This window comes from Metabacillus litoralis (genome assembly GCF_003667825.1).
GTDB classification, from domain to species: domain Bacteria; phylum Bacillota; class Bacilli; order Bacillales; family Bacillaceae; genus Metabacillus; species Metabacillus litoralis_B.
In genome coordinates this window covers 370,558-387,445 of record NZ_CP033043.1, presented here as the reverse complement: position 1 = coordinate 387,445, position 16,888 = coordinate 370,558, and the positions used below count along the sequence as shown (strand labels likewise).

16 protein-coding genes are annotated in these 16,888 nt (G+C 36.8%); 3 read left to right on the top strand and 13 right to left on the bottom strand.

Features of this window, described 5'->3' with window-relative positions:
• Window positions 1–113 precede the first annotated feature (113 nt).
• Window positions 114–812 carry a DUF421 domain-containing protein gene (locus tag D9842_RS01610; protein WP_121660989.1) on the top strand — a complete coding sequence of 233 codons (699 nt, stop codon included), beginning with the start codon at window positions 114–116 and terminating at the stop codon, window positions 810–812.
• Window positions 813–890: 78 nt separating this feature from the next.
• Here the strand turns inward: D9842_RS01610 and D9842_RS01605 are convergent, their stop codons facing one another.
• The 11 genes from D9842_RS01605 to D9842_RS01555 form a co-directional block, all read right to left on the bottom strand.
• Entirely contained in the window at window positions 891–2,009 is a 1,119-nt protein-coding gene (locus D9842_RS01605) for a 5-methyltetrahydropteroyltriglutamate--homocysteine S-methyltransferase (protein ID WP_121660988.1), read from the bottom strand.
• Between the two features lie 255 nt (window positions 2,010–2,264).
• A complete protein-coding gene (locus tag D9842_RS01600) occupies window positions 2,265–3,527 on the bottom strand; it encodes a peptidase (protein ID WP_121664908.1) in 1,263 nt (420 codons plus the stop codon).
• Between the two features lie 38 nt (window positions 3,528–3,565).
• Complete coding sequence (locus D9842_RS01595) at window positions 3,566–4,228, bottom strand: CoA transferase subunit B (RefSeq protein WP_121664907.1); 663 nt, start codon at window positions 4,226–4,228, stop codon at window positions 3,566–3,568.
• Between the two features lie 87 nt (window positions 4,229–4,315).
• The gene (locus D9842_RS01590) at window positions 4,316–5,020 is read right to left on the bottom strand and encodes a CoA transferase subunit A (RefSeq protein ID WP_121660987.1); all 705 of its coding nucleotides are present in this window, start codon (window positions 5,018–5,020) and stop codon (window positions 4,316–4,318) included.
• Window positions 4,986–6,374, bottom strand: coding sequence for an aspartate aminotransferase family protein (locus D9842_RS01585; RefSeq protein WP_121660986.1), 1,389 nt, complete (start codon window positions 6,372–6,374; stop codon window positions 4,986–4,988). The genes D9842_RS01590 and D9842_RS01585 overlap by 35 nt, the downstream gene beginning before the upstream one ends.
• 31 nt (window positions 6,375–6,405) lie before the next feature.
• Window positions 6,406–6,678, bottom strand: a complete 273-nt coding sequence (locus D9842_RS01580; RefSeq protein ID WP_121660985.1) for a YokU family protein — start codon at window positions 6,676–6,678, stop codon at window positions 6,406–6,408.
• 39 nt (window positions 6,679–6,717) lie between these two features.
• Window positions 6,718–8,103, bottom strand: a complete 1,386-nt coding sequence (ablA, locus tag D9842_RS01575; protein WP_121660984.1) for a lysine 2,3-aminomutase — start codon at window positions 8,101–8,103, stop codon at window positions 6,718–6,720.
• A 249-nt stretch (window positions 8,104–8,352) separates the two neighbouring features.
• Window positions 8,353–9,204, bottom strand: a complete 852-nt coding sequence (ablB, locus tag D9842_RS01570) for a putative beta-lysine N-acetyltransferase (RefSeq protein WP_121660983.1) — start codon at window positions 9,202–9,204, stop codon at window positions 8,353–8,355.
• Window positions 9,205–9,220: 16 nt separating this feature from the next.
• Window positions 9,221–10,609, bottom strand: coding sequence for a sigma-54 interaction domain-containing protein (locus D9842_RS01565; RefSeq protein ID WP_121660982.1), 1,389 nt, complete (start codon window positions 10,607–10,609; stop codon window positions 9,221–9,223).
• 69 nt (window positions 10,610–10,678) lie between these two features.
• Entirely contained in the window at window positions 10,679–11,482 is an 804-nt protein-coding gene (locus D9842_RS01560; RefSeq protein ID WP_121660981.1) for an ABC transporter ATP-binding protein, read from the bottom strand.
• Window positions 11,483–11,603: 121 nt separating this feature from the next.
• Window positions 11,604–12,239: a LysE family transporter gene (locus D9842_RS01555; protein WP_121660980.1), complete on the bottom strand. Its 636-nt coding sequence runs from the start codon at window positions 12,237–12,239 to the stop codon at window positions 11,604–11,606.
• 147 nt (window positions 12,240–12,386) lie between these two features.
• On the opposite strand from D9842_RS01555, the gene gvpU reads away from it, so the two are divergent.
• Both gvpU and D9842_RS01545 read left to right on the top strand, forming a co-directional pair.
• A complete protein-coding gene (gene gvpU / locus D9842_RS01550; RefSeq protein ID WP_121660979.1) occupies window positions 12,387–12,818 on the top strand; it encodes a gas vesicle accessory protein GvpU in 432 nt (143 codons plus the stop codon).
• Window positions 12,819–12,952: 134 nt separating this feature from the next.
• The gene (locus D9842_RS01545) at window positions 12,953–14,308 is read left to right on the top strand and encodes an amino acid permease (protein ID WP_121660978.1); all 1,356 of its coding nucleotides are present in this window, start codon (window positions 12,953–12,955) and stop codon (window positions 14,306–14,308) included.
• A gap of 75 nt (window positions 14,309–14,383) precedes the next feature.
• On the opposite strand, the gene spoIIP is transcribed toward D9842_RS01545, so the two are convergent.
• Window positions 14,384–15,541 (bottom strand): stage II sporulation protein P, encoded by a 1,158-nt coding sequence (spoIIP, locus tag D9842_RS01540; RefSeq protein ID WP_232273554.1) that lies wholly within the window; start codon window positions 15,539–15,541, stop codon window positions 14,384–14,386.
• A gap of 115 nt (window positions 15,542–15,656) precedes the next feature.
• Window positions 15,657–16,838 (bottom strand): MFS transporter, encoded by a 1,182-nt coding sequence (locus D9842_RS01535; RefSeq protein WP_121660977.1) that lies wholly within the window; start codon window positions 16,836–16,838, stop codon window positions 15,657–15,659.
• Window positions 16,839–16,888: the final 50 nt, after the last annotated feature.

The window sequence follows — 16,888 nt, the reverse complement described above, 5'->3', positions numbered from 1 at the left end:
TACAATTTGATGACGAGTTTTTTTATTTGTTTTTGTGGTGTGAAATAAAATACATAATTTAAGCTAAAAGGAAAAAGATTAATAATATATAAATTTCATTTAGGAGAATGAATATGTCGATTATAGAATTAATATCAAGAATCGCTATTGCCTTTACTACGCTATTAGTTTTAACGAGAATAATGGGACGAAAAGAAATCTCTCAAATGACTTTTTTCAATTTTGTTTCTGGAATTGCGATCGGTACGATTGGGGCTTCATTAGTAATCAATTCAACAGTTTCAATTAGAAACGGCATTATAGCATTGGTTGGATGGAGTCTATTCACAATTGCTCTTGGTTATATCGATATCAAATCGAAGAGAGTACGTACAGTCATTGAGGGACAGCCGCGAATTTTGATTAAAAACGGGAAAATTATGGAGGATGAACTTCGTAAAGTTCGCCTAGATGTTAATGCATTAAATGCCTTGCTTAGACAAAAAAATGTATTTTCTGTGCTTGATGTTGATTATGCTATTTTCGAAACGGATGGTAAGTTATCCGTTATGAAGAAAGAAGCCCAACAACCGTTAACGAAAGCGGATATGAATATTCAATCTACAAAACCCGTTTATTTTCCAATAGCTACTGAGGTAATAAATGACGGAAGAGTAATCTCAACAAACCTACAAAAATTAAACCTAAATCAAGAATGGCTTGAACAGCAATTACAACAATCCGGAATTGAATCGATATCAGACGTATTTTATGCTCAAGTTCAGAAAGACGGAAGCCTCTATATTGATACAAAAAATGATTTGATACATTAACAAGCAAAAGAGGCCTTACCAATTTGGTACAGCCTCTTTCATTCGACATACTTCGGGTCGTGCCTGTCACTTGTCAGACTACTTCCAAGCACTATTCGCAATGTCAATAACGTGGCGAACCTTCGCCCATTGCTCTTCTTCAGTTAGTAAGTTACCTTCTTCTGTGGATGCGAATCCACATTGTGGACTTAAGTGTAACTGATCTAAAGATACGTATTGTGCCGCTTCGTTAATTCGAGCTTTAATAGCATCGGCATCCTCAAGTGAGGGTGTTTTTGTTGTGATTAGACCCAACACTACGTGAAGGTCACTTCTCTTAATGTGGCGAAGTGGCTCAAAACCACCTGAACGACTATCATCAAACTCTAGGAATAGACCATCAAGGTTAAGTTGTCCAAAAATAATTTCTGATGCACCATCATAGCTTCCAGAAGAAGCATAGGATGATTTGTAGTTTCCACGACAAATATGCATTGTCATAACCATATCATCTGGCTTAACAGAAGTAACTTCATTTACTGCATGCTTAAACTGATGGATCAGTTCGTCTGGATCAGACCCAAAAGCTCTTACAAGGTTACGACTGCTCTCATCAAAAAATAATGCCCAAGCCGTGTCATCAAGCTGTAAGTAACGGCAGCCTTCATCATAAAATGCAATTACTGCGTCTTTGTATGCTTGAATGAGATCTACATAAATTTCTTCTAAACTACTATAAAATTGTTTTTCAAAATCACTGCCAATTCCTTCTCTAAAGAAAATCATATTTGGACTTGGAATAATCATTTTTGCAATATGACCTTCGTTACCAACTACTTCGTTTAAAAAACGGAAATGCTCAAGCATATAGTGATTATTAAATTTAATTTTGCCATTAATCTGAATATTGAAAGCAGAAGTTTCCACATCATGGAATGGTACACCACGCTCTGTTTCAACAACCTCAATACCCTCTAATCCTGCTAAGTAATCAAAGTGCCACCAGCCGCGTCTAAATTCTCCATCAGTAATTGTTTTTAGGCCTACTTCTTTTTGCTTAGTTACTAACTTTGTAATTTCTTCATTTTCTATATTCGTTAATTCTTCAGATGTTATACTTCCTTCAGCATACTGTTTACGTGCTTCTTTTATACGCTGTGGTCGTAGAAAACTTCCTACATGATCAAATCTTGGTAAAGTAGAAACAATAGTACTCAAAATGTATCCTTCCTCTCTTTGACTCCGAAAGCATTTTAAAATAGTAATCTAGTACGGAATCATTCTTGCTACAATTGATTATACACATTTTTTCATTATTCACCTAATTTCGCGATTGTTTATTTCCGCTATTTAGAATTTTTAATAAACTCTTATAAATATAATTTTGGCTCTTAAATATGTATTTTACGCCAATCCCTACCTATTTTAAGAGATTAGCGTATTGTAAAGTGAATATTCTAAATGAAAACGACTCTACCGTTCAACTCCACACCAATCAACAATTGTTAGCGCAATAATTTCAGCGGCTTCAAAAACTTTATCAATTTCAATGTATTCATTTGGGTAGTGAGCTTTTTCAGTAACGCCCGGCCCAAACACAATAGTCGGAGTTGAACCAACTGAAGTTAGCAGGCCACCATCTGTTCCCCATGGAGATGCTTCGATAACTGGTTGCTCGCCTGTAACTTTTGAGTAGCTTTTTGTTAATGAAGACATGAACGGATGATTAAGATCAATTGAACCCGGAACCCATCTTGCTCCAAACCATTCAAGAGAAACTGGATATTTAGCAAACCACGGATCAACTTTTTCTAGGTCTTGAATCCATTGTTCAAATTCTTTCTGAGCTTGCTCTATCTTTTCATCGGGAGAAATGCCTACTCTTCCTTCTAGTTTGACAAGATCAGCGACAGAGGATGGCCAATCTCCACCTTCAATTTTTCCTATATTAATTGGGATAGGAATAGGGATATTATTGTAGAGGGAATCTGTAATACGCTCATTTCTACTTTTTTCAAGTTTTTTAATATGTTCAATCACGATCATAGTTTTTTCAATTGCACTGACTCCTTCATACCGTGTTCCTCCGTGTGCAGCTAGACCTTTAACTTTTAACCGAAACCACATTGATCCTTGCTGCTTCGGGAATATTTTCATATTTGTCGGCTCAGGAATGAGAGCAGCATCTGCCTGGTAACCTCTTAATATCGCTGCTAGTGTGCCAGCGCCGCCACTTTCTTCTTCTATTACACTTTGAAAAATAACATCACCTTTCAACGGAATACCAAGTGCACGTAAAGCAGATAATGCCAAAAGAAGGGAAACATTGCCCCCCTTCATATCTGTTGCACCACGACCATAAAGCTTCCCATCAATTACCTTCCCGCTATAGGGATTCTGGTCCCACTGTGTTACATCACCCTCAGGCACAACATCAATATGTCCATTTAGTATAAGAGAACGACCTTCACCTGTTCCCTTTAATACACCAACAACATTTAGACTGCCTTTAAATTCAGTTCTTGGTGAAGCAAAATAAGGATGTTCAACTAGCTGTTTCCCCTCAGGCTCCCACGCATCCACTTTTAAGCCAATTTTGCGTAGTTTTTCAATAACAATTGTTTGAGCTTTCCGCTCATTCCCCTGTATGCTATTTTCTTGAACTAAATTTTGTAATAGCTTTATTCCATGATCATGATTATTAGCTAGCCATTGGTTAATTTGTGCCCGAAGCATCTCTCGTTCTCCGTTCACCCTTCATCCCCCATCTCTTTTTAGTAGGTTCTGTTCTTACTATTTTCTGATAGTTGTAATTTAGCATTTGTAAGACTCACAACTTCTTCAACTGAATATGGTTTCATCACTTCTTTTAACAGTAAACCCTCATTTGTTACTTCAATTACTGCCATTTCTGTAATAATCATGCTAACACACCTTTTTGCGGTTAAAGGAAGTGTACATGTTTTAACAATTTTGGACTGCCCTTTTTTATCACAATGATTCATTAAAACAATGACTTTTTTTGCTTTTTTTGCTAACTCCATCGCCCCACCAATACCAGGTACTCGTTTACCTGGAACAATCCAGTTTGCTAAATCACCTTCTTCACTTACCTGTAGTCCACCGAGAATGGTCATGTCTAAATAACCTGAACGAATCATTCCAAAAGCTGTGGCACTATCAAAATAAGATGCTCCCGGCACAATCGTCACCGGAAAGCCTGCTGCATTGCACAATGTTGGATTTTCTTCTCCCTTTTTGGGTGACTCACCCATTCCTAAGATTCCGTTTTCGGCCTGAAACATCACTTGTAGATTCTCAGGTAAATGGTTTGGTACAAGAGAAGGAATTCCAATACCTAAATTAACAATCATGCCTTCTTCAATTTCCTTAGCTGCCCGTTTGGCAATTCTATTTCTAGCATCTAATTCTGCCACTTTTCTGACCTCCCCTTTCGGAATTTCGACATAATTCGGGGAATGACAGGCACCACTTCCACGTCTCCCCGGAACAGGCACCACCCACTACTCCCAAGCCCATTTCCAATCAATCCCTTTGCTTTGGACGACGATGTCTACGTATACGCCTGGTGTGATGATGGCTTCTGGATCAAGTTCTCCTGTTTCGACGATTTGTTCAGCTTCGACGATTGTATATCGACCAGCCATTGCTACTAGGGGGTTGTTATTGCGGGCACTTGTTTCATATACAAGGTTTCCAAAGGTATCAGCTTTTTTGGCGTAAACGATTGAAACATCTGCTGTAAGTGCTGTTTCTAATAAAAAGTCTTGGCCGTTTATCTTGATCATTTGTTTGCCTTCTTCAATCATGCTATCAATCCCGATATCAGTGAGAATACCTCCAAGACCAACTCCACCTGCCCTAATTCGTTCTGCCAATGTTCCTTGAGGGCAAAATTCAACTTCCATTTTGCCATCTATCATTAGCTGCCCTGCAACCGGATTTGATCCAATATGGGAGACGATCATTTTTTTCGCCCTTCCTTGACTAACCACTTTGCCAATCCCTATTGTAGGAAATCCGGCATCATTTCCTATGAGTGTTAAATCCTTTATTCCCTTTTGAAGTATGCCATTTATAATAGTAGGTGGATTTCCTACTCCTCCAAATCCTCCAAACATAAGTGAACATCCATCAATAATACGGGAAAAACCTTCTTCTAAACTCCCAACCTTATTTATCCTCTTCTTTGGCATTGGTTGCTTCATGGTCTGTTCCCCCTGTTAGTCTTAACTCTGACTGTATTTCGGAAACAACTTCCTTAAAAATAGAAACAAGTTCCTCTATTTCATCTTTTAAGATAATAAAGGGAGGAGAAATGATAATCGCATCTCCACCAACCCCATCATGACCTGCGGAGGAAGGATAGATTAATAAGCCTTTTTCTCTAGCTTTTTTTACAATCTTGTTTGTAACAGCACCATTACATTGAAAGGATTGTTTTATTTTATTATCAGAAACAAACTCAACCCCGATCATTAATCCTTTTCCACGGACATCACCAATTATGTCAAAGTTGGCTGTTTCTTCCCTAAGTCTTTTCAGCAAGTATTTGCCATGTTCTTTTACCTTATCTACTAACTTATGATTCTCAATATAATCTAAAACCGCTAATGCACTAGCTGCTGATTGAGGGTTGGCACTATACGTATGGCCACTCATGATAGAGTTTGAGCCATCTAGAATCGGTTTCATCACTTTTTCACTTACGAGTGTTGCAGCAATAGGGGTAAAGCCCGCACTCATTCCTTTTCCCAGTGCAATAATATCAGCCTTTACTCCCCAATGATCTAGGCCGAACATTTTACCAGTTCGACCGATTCCCGTCATTACTTCATCCGCTATAAATAAAATGTTGTAGCGATCACAAATCTCTCTAACTTTCTGATAATATCCGTCCGGGGGTACAATAACACCTCCTGCTGCACCAATAATTGGTTCAGCGATGAAAGCAGCAATATGATCAGCTCCGATTCTTTTTATTGCTGCTTCCACTTCAGATGCACACACTAACTGACAAGAAGGATAGGTTTTATCAAAAGGACATCTGTAGCAATAAGGAGCTGTAACAGAGGGATAATCCTCTAATAAGGAAACAAATCGTTCCCTGCGATTGACATGTCCAGACATAGATAACGCACCAAGAGTGATCCCATGGTAGCTCACCCACCGCGACAAAATTCTTTGCTTCTTAAAATTCCCTTGCTCCTGCCAATATTGGATTGCAACCTTCATCGCTGTTTCCGTTGCTTCTGATCCACTATTTACAAAAAAGGACCAATAATCTTCATTAGCATCAACAAGTTTGTTTAATTTCTCAGCCAGACGTTCAGCTGGCTCTGAAGTAAATTGAGAACGATAAACAAATGAAACTTTATTAGCTTGATTTTGCATGCTTTTAATAATTTCTTCTACACCGTGACCAAGGCTCGCTGTAACTGCACCTGAGGATCCATCAATATATCGCTTTCCCGTATTATCGTATAGATAAATCCCCTTCCCATAACTCACAGTTGGATATTGCTCATTCATGGTTGGTTTAATTAATAATGACCGCTTCATACGATCGCCTCTTTCTTTTACATAAGCAACCTTAAAATTTAAAATAGTTACGTTTTAATAACCTAGGCATTGTCATCAATGAGTGGAAAGAAATCACTTTATCTACTTTCTTCGTATCAATCAAATACAGCTGATCTTCTAGCTCCTCAATTATCTTTTCATCTTGATATTCCATTCCACATGAGGTACATTTCACACCAGGCGTGTCGGTAATTTCAATAGCACGTGTACCATCAGGCAGTTCCCAAAAAACTGTACAGGTTATGTTTATTACATTAGCGGATTCACACCATTCACATTTCATTTAAAATAATGACACCTCCCTTTTACCTCTGTTTGTTACCTAACTTTCTTTCTTTTGTTGTGCCTGAAACTTTTTCTCCTTTAATTCATCACGCTTTTCTCGCTTTTCTTTTAATGATGAATAATTTGGATCTTCTTGGAAGCTTTGTCTACGGTGAAGACGTTCTAATGACTCTGGTACAAGGTTAAATTTCTCATCATTTAAAAGAGAGGTAATACCTGTTTTAGACGGTTTAATCATTTCCCCTCCATAAATCTCATTAAAGTAATCATCTGCACGCCCTGCAATATACTTTTCTGGTTCGGGATACGTTGTGATTACACCTTCAAAGTTGCGTAGTACCGTTTTAGTCGGACTTTGCGAAATGACATAGTTTGGTTGTAATGTAATTTTCCCTCCACCACCAGGTGCATCAACGACGAAGGCTGGAACAGCATAACCGCTCGTATGTCCTCGTAAGCCTTCGATAATTTCTAATCCTTTTGAAATCGGCGCTCTAAAGTGACCGATCCCTTCTGAGAGATCACACTGATAAATGTAATAAGGGCGGACTCTAATTTTCACCAAGTCATGCATGAGCTTTTTCATAATCGAAACACTGTCATTAATTCCTGCTAAAATAACAGCCTGATTGCCGACAGGCACACCTGCATCAACAAGCATTTCACAAGCACGCTTAGATTCTTCTGTTATCTCAATAGACGTATTAAAGTGTGTGTTTAACCAAACAGGATGATATTTTTTTAAAATGTTACAAAGGTTTTCAGTTATTCGTTGCGGAAACACAACAGGTGCTCTTGTGCCAATCCGAATGATTTCCACATGTGGGATTTCACGCAAGTTTTTTAAGATATATTCTAAAATTGTGTCATTTATTAAAAGTCCATCTCCACCAGATAAAAGAACATCCCTAACTTCTGGTGTATTGCGAATATAGTCTATTGCACCATCTAGTTGCTTCTTAGGCACCCCCATCCCAATTTGCCCCGAAAAACGACGGCGGGTACAGTAACGGCAATACATGGAGCATTGATTGGTGACGAGGAAAAGTACACGATCTGGATAACGATGTGTTAAACCTGCTACAGGAGAATCTTCATCTTCCTCTAACGGATCTTCCAAGTCATACTTCGTTTTCTTTATTTCTTGGCTAATCGGAACAGATTGCATTCGAATTGGACATCTCGTATCAGTTGGATTCATAAGTGATGCATAATAAGGAGTAATATTGAGTGGAATCGTTTTTGTAGATATTTTAACACCCTCTTCTTCCTCAGGTGTTAAGTCAATGACTTGCTTTAAATCATCAAGAGTTCGGATTGTATTTGTTAGCTGCCAAATCCAATCATTCCATTTTTCATCCGTGACATCTTTCCATAAACTAATTTCTTTCCAATGACGGTCCGGTTTATATAAATCATGCATACTGAAGATTTCCCCCTTACATTTTGTTATTCACAATTTATTAAGCAAGATTTGTGCCAACTATAAGAAGGGAAACCATTTCCTTTAGATAAACCGTTATGATTAACCGTTTTTTAAAATAAATTTAGTTCGAATGTTTATAAAGAAATAACTTTCTTTTTATAAAAAAGAACTGCCATTGCCAAGATTCGGGCAAATCACATCTGTTAAACTTGCTAAAAATTCGGCAGCATGTTAAAAACTTGGCAGTTAATGAGAGAGATCTTTCACCCATACGTTCATATCTTCAAGCTTATCAAATATATAACAGTTCTTAGTCAATCTCCCATTATATTCATAACCGAGCTGATAAAATGCTGCATTCATCCCAAAGGATAGTGACCTCGCAATTGAAAACGCACAAAAAATCCCATTATTACGTAAATCTGTTTCAAGAAATAATAGCAGCATTTTCATTAACCCGTACTTTCTATGTTCTGGTAATGTTGCACAGTCAGTTAACTCAGCATTTTTAAAATCAATGTTCACATCTGCAGAAGCAGCACTAACTAATAAGTTATTGCTCTCCACTACATAAAAAAGATTGCCGGCATTAATCAGTTTTTTTACATAGTCTTTATTATTCATCGGTGTTGGATAAATTTCAAATACCTTGCCATATAAATCGGCCAGTTGTTCAGCATCGTTGATTTCTGCTTTTCGGAAATGATAATGAGCAGGTAAGTCTGTTTGATTTATTTGTCTTTCTTTTTGAAAGACTTTTTCAAGAATAGTATTCTCTTGAATCCAGTGTTCACTTGTTCTTCGTTTATCATCTATATACTTCGTCATAATCATGTTATCTGCTCCATTAAAATATCCTTTTATGACTGCTTCCATCTCATATCCTTTTGATAAGAGATCCATCCATTGCTCAGGGCGTGTGTAAAAAATTATTTTTTGAAAGGTATTTTCTAGGCTTAATCTTTCTATTTCCTGCAAAATCATTGTCATATTTCCCCGGTAATGATCGACTCGAATTCGTTCATTAAAATAATCTAAATACAGTTGCATGACATACCGAGATGTTGAAATTAACTTCGTTTCGGAAGACAAGGTCATTGTATCCACCTCATTTTTAGTGAATTTTATATTTTTTCATTTTATATTGAAGAGTTTGTCTTGGGAGTTCAAGGATCTCGGAGGCCTTAAGCACATTTCCACTTGTTTTTTGTAAAGCTTGTTGAATTAAGTCTTTCTCTGTTTTCTCAACAACTTCACGAAAGGATTTCATTACAACCTTCTCAGCAGGAACTTTATCTTTAATAAATGAAGGTAAGTGGTGGATAGTTATTGTATCCTCATTTTCTACCATGTTCATCGCATATTCAATTACATGTTCAAGCTCCCTAACATTTCCTGGCCAAGAATGACTTTCTAACAGTGATATCACTTTCTCATCAATATGAATGACAAGTTTACCAAAATTATAGTTATATTTTTGAATAAAATGATGAATTAATAGAGGGATATCTTCAGTTCTCTTTCTTAAAGGAGGAATTTCAAGAAAAAATACATTTAGCCGATAGTATAGATCAGTCCTTAATTGCTTCTTTTCCATACAAATATAAGGATGCTCGTTCATCGCGACAATAACTCTTACATCTACTGAATATGAATCAACACCTCCCACTCGCCTAATAATCCCATCTTCCAGGACTCGTAATAGCTTTGCCTGAAAATCTAATGGCATTGTATGAATCTCATCTAAAAACAGCGTTCCACCATGAGCAAGTTCAAATAATCCTGCCCGATCGACCGCTCCTGTGTAACTCCCCTTTTTCGTCCCAAATAAAATACTTTCAAGCAAGGATTCAGGTAAAGAAGAGCAATTTTGAGCAATAAATGGTCCATCTTTTCTTATGGAACCATTATGAATGGCTTGAACCATTAACTCCTTTCCTGTTCCAGTCTCACCATATACCATAACCGGTGATGTACTAGTGGCAGCTTTTTTAGCCAACCTCTTTAAGTCTTTTATTTCTTCACATGCAGTTACAAAATGGTCCCACTCATACTTTGCTCCTGAAGTGGATATTGGCCTTGATTGCAGTCCATTCATTTTTTCTTGAAGTTCAAGAAGCTTTTGAGAAAGTTGTTTCACTTTTGTAAAGTCCTTAGCAATTTCGACAGCCCCAACAACGTTATTCCCAACTTTAATAGGTAATGTAGTATTTACCGTATCAATTAGCTGACCTTTACTATTTTTATAGGTCTGAGATTGCTGATAAATTGTATTTCCTGTCTCAATAACCTTAAGCAAGGTACTTGTTTGCTTATTTAATGAAGGAAATACCTCAAGAACATGTTTCCCAAGTACTTCCTCCATTTCAACTCCGTCGTGTTTCGCAGCTACTTGATTATAAAAAATTGTGACTCCTTCAGAATTAACAGCATGGATCCCCTCATCAATACTTTCTAAAATCGCCTCAAGCATTTGTTTCGTTTCAAAGGATTTTAAAAACATTGGAACACTTCCTTAAAAATCGTAAGAGATGTAGGCCTTATTTCTATTTTTATTAAGAAAGAGCGAGTACTATTCTAAATCCATGGTTTGAACTTTCTTCCTTAAGCTTGCACGTCCTTCATCCCAGATGACTGAAACATCAGATTCAAAAAGAGCTGAAAGCTTCCTGGCAGATAGCATCTCTTTTGTTTCACCAGAATCGAATACTTCTCCCCTTTTTAATAAAAGAGTATGAGAAAAAATTGGCAAGATCTCTTCAACATGATGAGTAACATAAAGAAGAGTTGGTGCAGATTCCTTTTTCATCATAGCTTCTATGGATTCTAATAGCTGTTCACGTGCAAGAAAGTCTAAACCTGTTGTCGGTTCATCTAAAATTAACAGCTCTGGCTCTGTCATTAATGCTCGAGCAATCAAAACTCGCTGCCTTTCTCCCTGTGACAACGTTTCATATGCTCTATCCGCATAATGTAAACTGCTTAGTTCTTTTAATAGTTCAATCGCTTTTTGTCTCATTTCTTCTGTTGGTTTCTCATAAAGTCCGATTGAAGCAAAAGCACCACTTAATACAATTTCAAAAGCAGTATCTGATGGATAAAATTTCTGTTGTAGTTTTGTCGATACTAGTCCTATTTTTTGACGAAGTTTTTCCGCTAAATAATCATGACCAAATGCCTTCCCTAAGACTTTCACATCTCCTTCAGTTGGAAAATAGTACGCACAAAGCATATTTAAGAGCGCTGTTTTTCCAGCTCCATTTAATCCGTACAATACCCAATTTTCATGCTTTTGGATCTCCCAATTAATATCCTTTAAAATCCATTGACCATTTCTTTTAAGTGAAACGTGTTTTAATTTAATTATCGATGTCATAAGTTTCTCCCTTCACCCACATTAGCTTTTTCCTCTTAATAATATAAGTTTAAAAGAAAAAAGCGATTGAATAAAGGCAATCGCTTTGCTAACTGTAATGGTCAAAAACATTTCTTCAGGGTTAGAAATGAAAGAGTGCTTTCAGCCCTTGATAACCAAAATATAGTCCAAACCCTAGTAATGAAGCACCAGATATAATGGAGATTACTTTTAAGCTTGTATCATTTAAAAATTTACGGAATCCTGTTGTAAGACCAGCAACAAAAACGTCCCACAATGTTAACCCGACAAAAATCATGCAGCTGTAAACCAGCAGCTGGCTTGTACCGTTCATTTGGATCGTCTTAGCTAATACTGAGCCATAAATGCCTAACCAAAACAAAATAGAAAGTGGGCTTGTTATAGACATCATAAACCCAGTAAAAAAGCATTTTGTTAAGGAATCCTTTTTACGACTTATTGTTAGATTAACCTTGTTCACACCTAGAATGCTCTCAATACCTGAATAAATAAGAATAAATCCACCAAACAACCATAGAAAAATTTGGACAATGGGTATATCTAAAAAATTCACCATACCTAGGTAAACAAAGAGCATAAAAAAAGCATCTGCAACCATACTTCCTGCTCCAACAATCCATGCATGCCAAAATCCATTTTTTATTCCCTTATCTAATCGAGCAGAATTAACTGGACCAATCGGAGCAGCTAAGGATAATCCTAAAAAAATGTAACTAATTAATATGCTGATACTCAATGAAACCACACACTCCCTTTTTACCCGACTTGTACATTATATGAAGGGAGTTGTCCACTATGATTAAATGTTAAAAAATGGAGTAAGAATACTCTGGTTTTTAGGGCATGATAAGTTTACCAACGGTTATTAGCGAGGTGTTTCAATATGGCAAAAGAAAAAGAGCAAGAACAAACAGGTACTGATGATGCTATAATTTTGATGTTTTTAGATCTTGTTGAGCAAGACGGAGTTGAAGTTGATGTTACTTTAAGTGTAAACGGAACTGTTGTCTCAGGAACTCTTATTGGGGCAACTGCCTATTATGAAGGAATCACAGAAGCATCGAAGAATTTTCATGATAGTACGATGTCAAAAATTATTTCAAAGAAGTTTCATGATTTAAAAGAAGAATACGCAAAGCAGAAACAAGAAGAATCTGATCAAGAGTCCAAAGACAATTCGACTCCTTTCACCTTTATTCATCTTAAAGATGCGAAATATCTAAATACAAACAGTCAAGAAACTCCTAACCGCGGTACATGGTGGAGAGGAAGAATTTCAGCAGTTGATGGCTTTTCCTTCAATTCGCTTGTCTAATTATATTCCCCTTACTAGTGTAAGGGGTTTTTAAATGATGCTTAGCCTTCTATTTCTGAAAGCAACCGAAACTTTACATAATAAAATCGATTCTTTGAAACCCTAATTATTAGGGAGTTTTAGGAGGGTATTGTATGGGAAAATCTGCGAATAACACATCACAAGGCAACTTGAAGTGGTGGCAGTTATCACTCATTGGAATTGGATGTACTATTGGAACCGGTTATTTTCTTGGGTCTGGAATTGGAGTTAAAATCGCTGGACCTTCCATCGTTTTTTCCTTTTTATTAGCTGCACTTGGTACTTTTATTGTTTATAACGTTTTAGCAAAAATGACCGCTAAAGACCCGCAGGAAGGCTCATTTTGCTATTATGCTGGAAAAGCATTTGGTAAGTGGGCTGCATTTGGTTGTGGATGGAATTATTGGAGCTCCAATATTCTTGTCATGGGAAGTCAATTAACAGCACTAGCTATTTTGTCACAATTTTGGTTTCCTAATGTTCCTTTATGGATTTTCTCAGCAGGATATGCTGTACTTTCCATCCTTGTTGTCATCTCTGGAACGAGTGGGTTTGATAAAATGGAAGACATTTTTGCTGTTGTAAAATTTGCTGCGATTCTTATGTTCATCATTCTTGCCTTTGCCGCACTCTTCGGATGGATAGGTGGCGGTGACGCAAAACCAACAGGTGTACCTGTCGCACCAAAGGAACTTTTCCCTGATGGTTTTAAAGGCTTTTATGCTTCACTCATTTATGCCTTTTATGCATATGGCGGTATTGAAGTTATTGGATTAAAAGCAATGCAATTAAAGGATAAAAAGGACGCACCAAAAGCTGGATCTTTGATGTTAATAAGCTTAACTTCCGTATATGTTTTATCGTTAGGACTCGCTGTTTCACTAGTTGCATTTGATAAATTTAGTGAAAAAGAAAGCCCATTTGTCACAGCTTTATCTGATTTTAATTTGGCCTTTTTCCCACATGTTTTTAACGGCGCCATTATTATCGCTGGTTTTTCTACCATGACAGCCGCTTTATATGGAGTAACAAACCTCCTTGTTACTCTTGCTGATGACGGCGATGCACCAGCTGTATTTTCAAAAAAATTAACGTTTAAAAGCTTACCCTTACCTTCATTAATTCTTGCAACGGTTGGGCTTATTGCCTCAATTGTTACTGCTTTACTGTTACCTGGAAAAATTTATGAATACATTACAACAGCAGCAGGAATTTTGCTGCTATACAATTGGATCTTTATTATCTGTTCCTCATTTAAACTTCTGAAGCTAAAAGTCTGGAATAAGATTTTAGGATATATTGGCTTGTTACTTCTTCTCGCTGCTATCAGCGGAACTTTATTAGAAAAATCAATTCGACCTGGTTTTTATGTAAGTATATTATTTGTTACCATTATCGGGATTGTGTGTTTAATTATGAGAAAGCATTGGAAAAGTCCTAAATCTTCTACCAAAATGAAATATTATTGATGCACCGTTTGGTTCCATATACAGCAAAAGCCGGTTTTCAATAGAACTCCGGCTTTTGCTTTACACCTGATCCTGTCATTGTCCATTTACTTCTTTTGCCTCGTGATTTTCCCAATGATATTCTGCAAGAATATCAGCAAAAACATCAACTGTTCTTTCAAGTTCATCAAGATTATTATCTACTCCACCAATTTCAATTAACATGGCTTTATTAGATACATCTTGATTATAAACACCATTGCCCTCACTTTTTGATTTTAAAAACACACCTCGACTAATTCCTGGATATTTTTTTTCGAGTTTCTGATGTAGGGTTTTCGCAAAATCAAGATTTTCTAAATAGTTTTCATTTTCTTTTCCCACAACAAAATAGAGTCTTGCGTAAGTCTCTCCATTTATTGTTTTGGTTGTTATGTTCTTCCTTGCAGAATCACGATGTATATCAATGTAATATACATATTCACCTTTTGTTGCCGTTGCTGCTTGATCCACAATTGTTCCAGAAACGGTATATGCCTTCGTTGACTTCCAACCTTTTTGTTGTAGCTCTTGCGTCATATTGGTTTTATCTTGCTCAACACCAATTCCCTTTTTTATAAGATTTTCAGCTAACCGACTTCCTAAGCCAATTACATTTACACGCTCATCTGAACTGATTGCCTCATTTGGCTGTTCGGCTCCCTCTAGTAACGGTAAAAATGACTCCCAACTATGGCTCTGATAGATAAACACTGTTTTTTCTTCTGGATTCGTTATTTGTTCATCATCACTGTCTCCCGTTGTTCTTCCCTTTAATTCTTCCTCCACAACTTTTCTTTCCTGAAGTAAAATTTCTGTTGGCGGTGGGGATTCATATGGAATGTTGCTAAGATTTGTTCCTTCACCTGCAACAGCTATCTCTGTATCATATAATCTGAGACCAGGTAATTCATTTCCTAGAAATGTCCTTGCGTCCGTAGGCTTTACACTAGTTGCAAGCTGGATGGCTAAGGTAGATAGATTAGATGTTGTTAATAAGGGGTTTTTAGATTCCGGGTAGAAATAATGATTTTCAAATTGGAGAAAATGTACAAATAACTCTTCTGTGTTCAGTTCACCGATTGTTCTTTGAATACTTCTGGAATCCAAAGTAACATTCATCGAAATCAGAATGCCAATTAAGGAGAACATGAGGAGGATTATTAGAATAGGCACATAAACAAGTTTTAAAATGAATGGTCTTGTCGATTTCACCGTACAACCCCCTTCACTTATATATATGAAGTGAAGATGATTGTATGGCTAATTTTTCTTAACTTTAAACAGAAAAGGCCACTATGTTGTCATTTTACACACAGCGGCCGATCTGTTAACTAACACTTTCTATTTTAGTCTGCTTGAGTTCATCTTTTTTCTCCTTTTTATAAAAGAAAAGAAAACCAATCAACCCTAAAAACGATGATCCTGCTAGTAAGAAATATAACGTTGATCCCCCAAAGTTTTCAAAAATAATTCCTCCAACTGAAGATCCGATAATTCCTGTTATACCAAAGGAAATGCCTACAAACACCATGTGTCCCGTTGCTTGCAATTCTTCTGGAATGACTTTATATAGGTACTCAAGAGCACCTAAAAAAACGATGGCAAAACAAATTCCATGTAAAACTTGAATACATAAAAGCATCGTTGGATCCTGAGAAAGCGCTGTTAATATCCAGCGTATACAATAAAGAACTGAGGCGATAATGATATATAAAATCGGGCTAGAGGAGCGAAACCATTTGGCACTTAAGAAAAAAAGAAGTGCTTCACTTGATACACCAATAAACCATATCCAACCAACTAACATTTCGTTTCCACCTATTTCAAACAAATATAAGCTAATAAACGAATCACTAGTTCGATGTGTTAGCAAAACTAACGCAATCAAGATGAAAAATGCGGTTAAGGTTGGATCTTTAAAAAACATCCCGATGTCTTTATAGTTCACCTTTTTGCTACCTGCTTTTGCATCAGTCAGGGTTAATGAAAGCAAACAAGTAGAAACGGCAAGAACAGTAATAGGGATGGCTAGAAATCCAATTCCAAACTTCGAAAGTAAAAAGCCACTAAATAATGAAACGAGGGCAAAACCAATAGACCCCCACATCCTTATGGAGCCAAATGTAACGGAGTGAATCTGAGATTGTCTTTTTGCCAGATTGTCAGCCAGAGGATTAACTGGTGAGAAAAAAAAGAAAAAAAGAGATCCAGCTATAATAATCCACAAAAATGAATCAATCTGAAACAGCCAAATAACACTTACAGAAAATCCTATCAAACAAGCAAATAAAACTTTTTTAACCGTCTTATACTTGTCACTAGCATATCCCCATAGCGGCTGAGCAATCAAGCCGACAAATGGACCAATTGCCAAAAACCAACCAATCTGGGAGCTAGAGAACCCTTTATACTGAAAGTAAATTGGGAGAAAACTAACAACCATTGATCCGATAGCGCTAACAAAAAACATAAATGTTCGTAATGGTACAAGGGAGTTTTGGTTTATCATAAAAAAATCCTTTATGTTTTATTTGCAAGTATGAGATGATGATTAGTTTC

Bases quoted from the DNA above. Each gene is read 5' to 3' on its own strand.
- D9842_RS01610 (WP_121660989.1), top strand. From the start codon at position 114: ATGTCGATTATAGAATTAATATCAAGAATCGCTATTGCCTTTACTACG.
- D9842_RS01600 (WP_121664908.1), bottom strand. From the start codon at position 3,527: ATGCTTCGGGCACAAATTAACCAATGGCTAGCTAATAATCATGATCAT.
- D9842_RS01590 (WP_121660987.1), bottom strand. From the start codon at position 5,020: ATGAAGCAACCAATGCCAAAGAAGAGGATAAATAAGGTTGGGAGTTTA.
- D9842_RS01585 (WP_121660986.1), bottom strand. From the start codon at position 6,374: ATGAAGCGGTCATTATTAATTAAACCAACCATGAATGAGCAATATCCA.
- D9842_RS01580 (WP_121660985.1), bottom strand. From the start codon at position 6,678: ATGAAATGTGAATGGTGTGAATCCGCTAATGTAATAAACATAACCTGT.
- ablA (WP_121660984.1), bottom strand. From the start codon at position 8,103: ATGCATGATTTATATAAACCGGACCGTCATTGGAAAGAAATTAGTTTA.
- ablB (WP_121660983.1), bottom strand. From the start codon at position 9,204: ATGACCTTGTCTTCCGAAACGAAGTTAATTTCAACATCTCGGTATGTC.
- D9842_RS01565 (WP_121660982.1), bottom strand. From the start codon at position 10,609: ATGTTTTTAAAATCCTTTGAAACGAAACAAATGCTTGAGGCGATTTTA.
- D9842_RS01560 (WP_121660981.1), bottom strand. From the start codon at position 11,482: ATGACATCGATAATTAAATTAAAACACGTTTCACTTAAAAGAAATGGT.
- gvpU (WP_121660979.1), top strand. From the start codon at position 12,387: ATGGCAAAAGAAAAAGAGCAAGAACAAACAGGTACTGATGATGCTATA.
- D9842_RS01545 (WP_121660978.1), top strand. From the start codon at position 12,953: ATGGGAAAATCTGCGAATAACACATCACAAGGCAACTTGAAGTGGTGG.
- D9842_RS01535 (WP_121660977.1), bottom strand. From the start codon at position 16,838: ATGATAAACCAAAACTCCCTTGTACCATTACGAACATTTATGTTTTTT.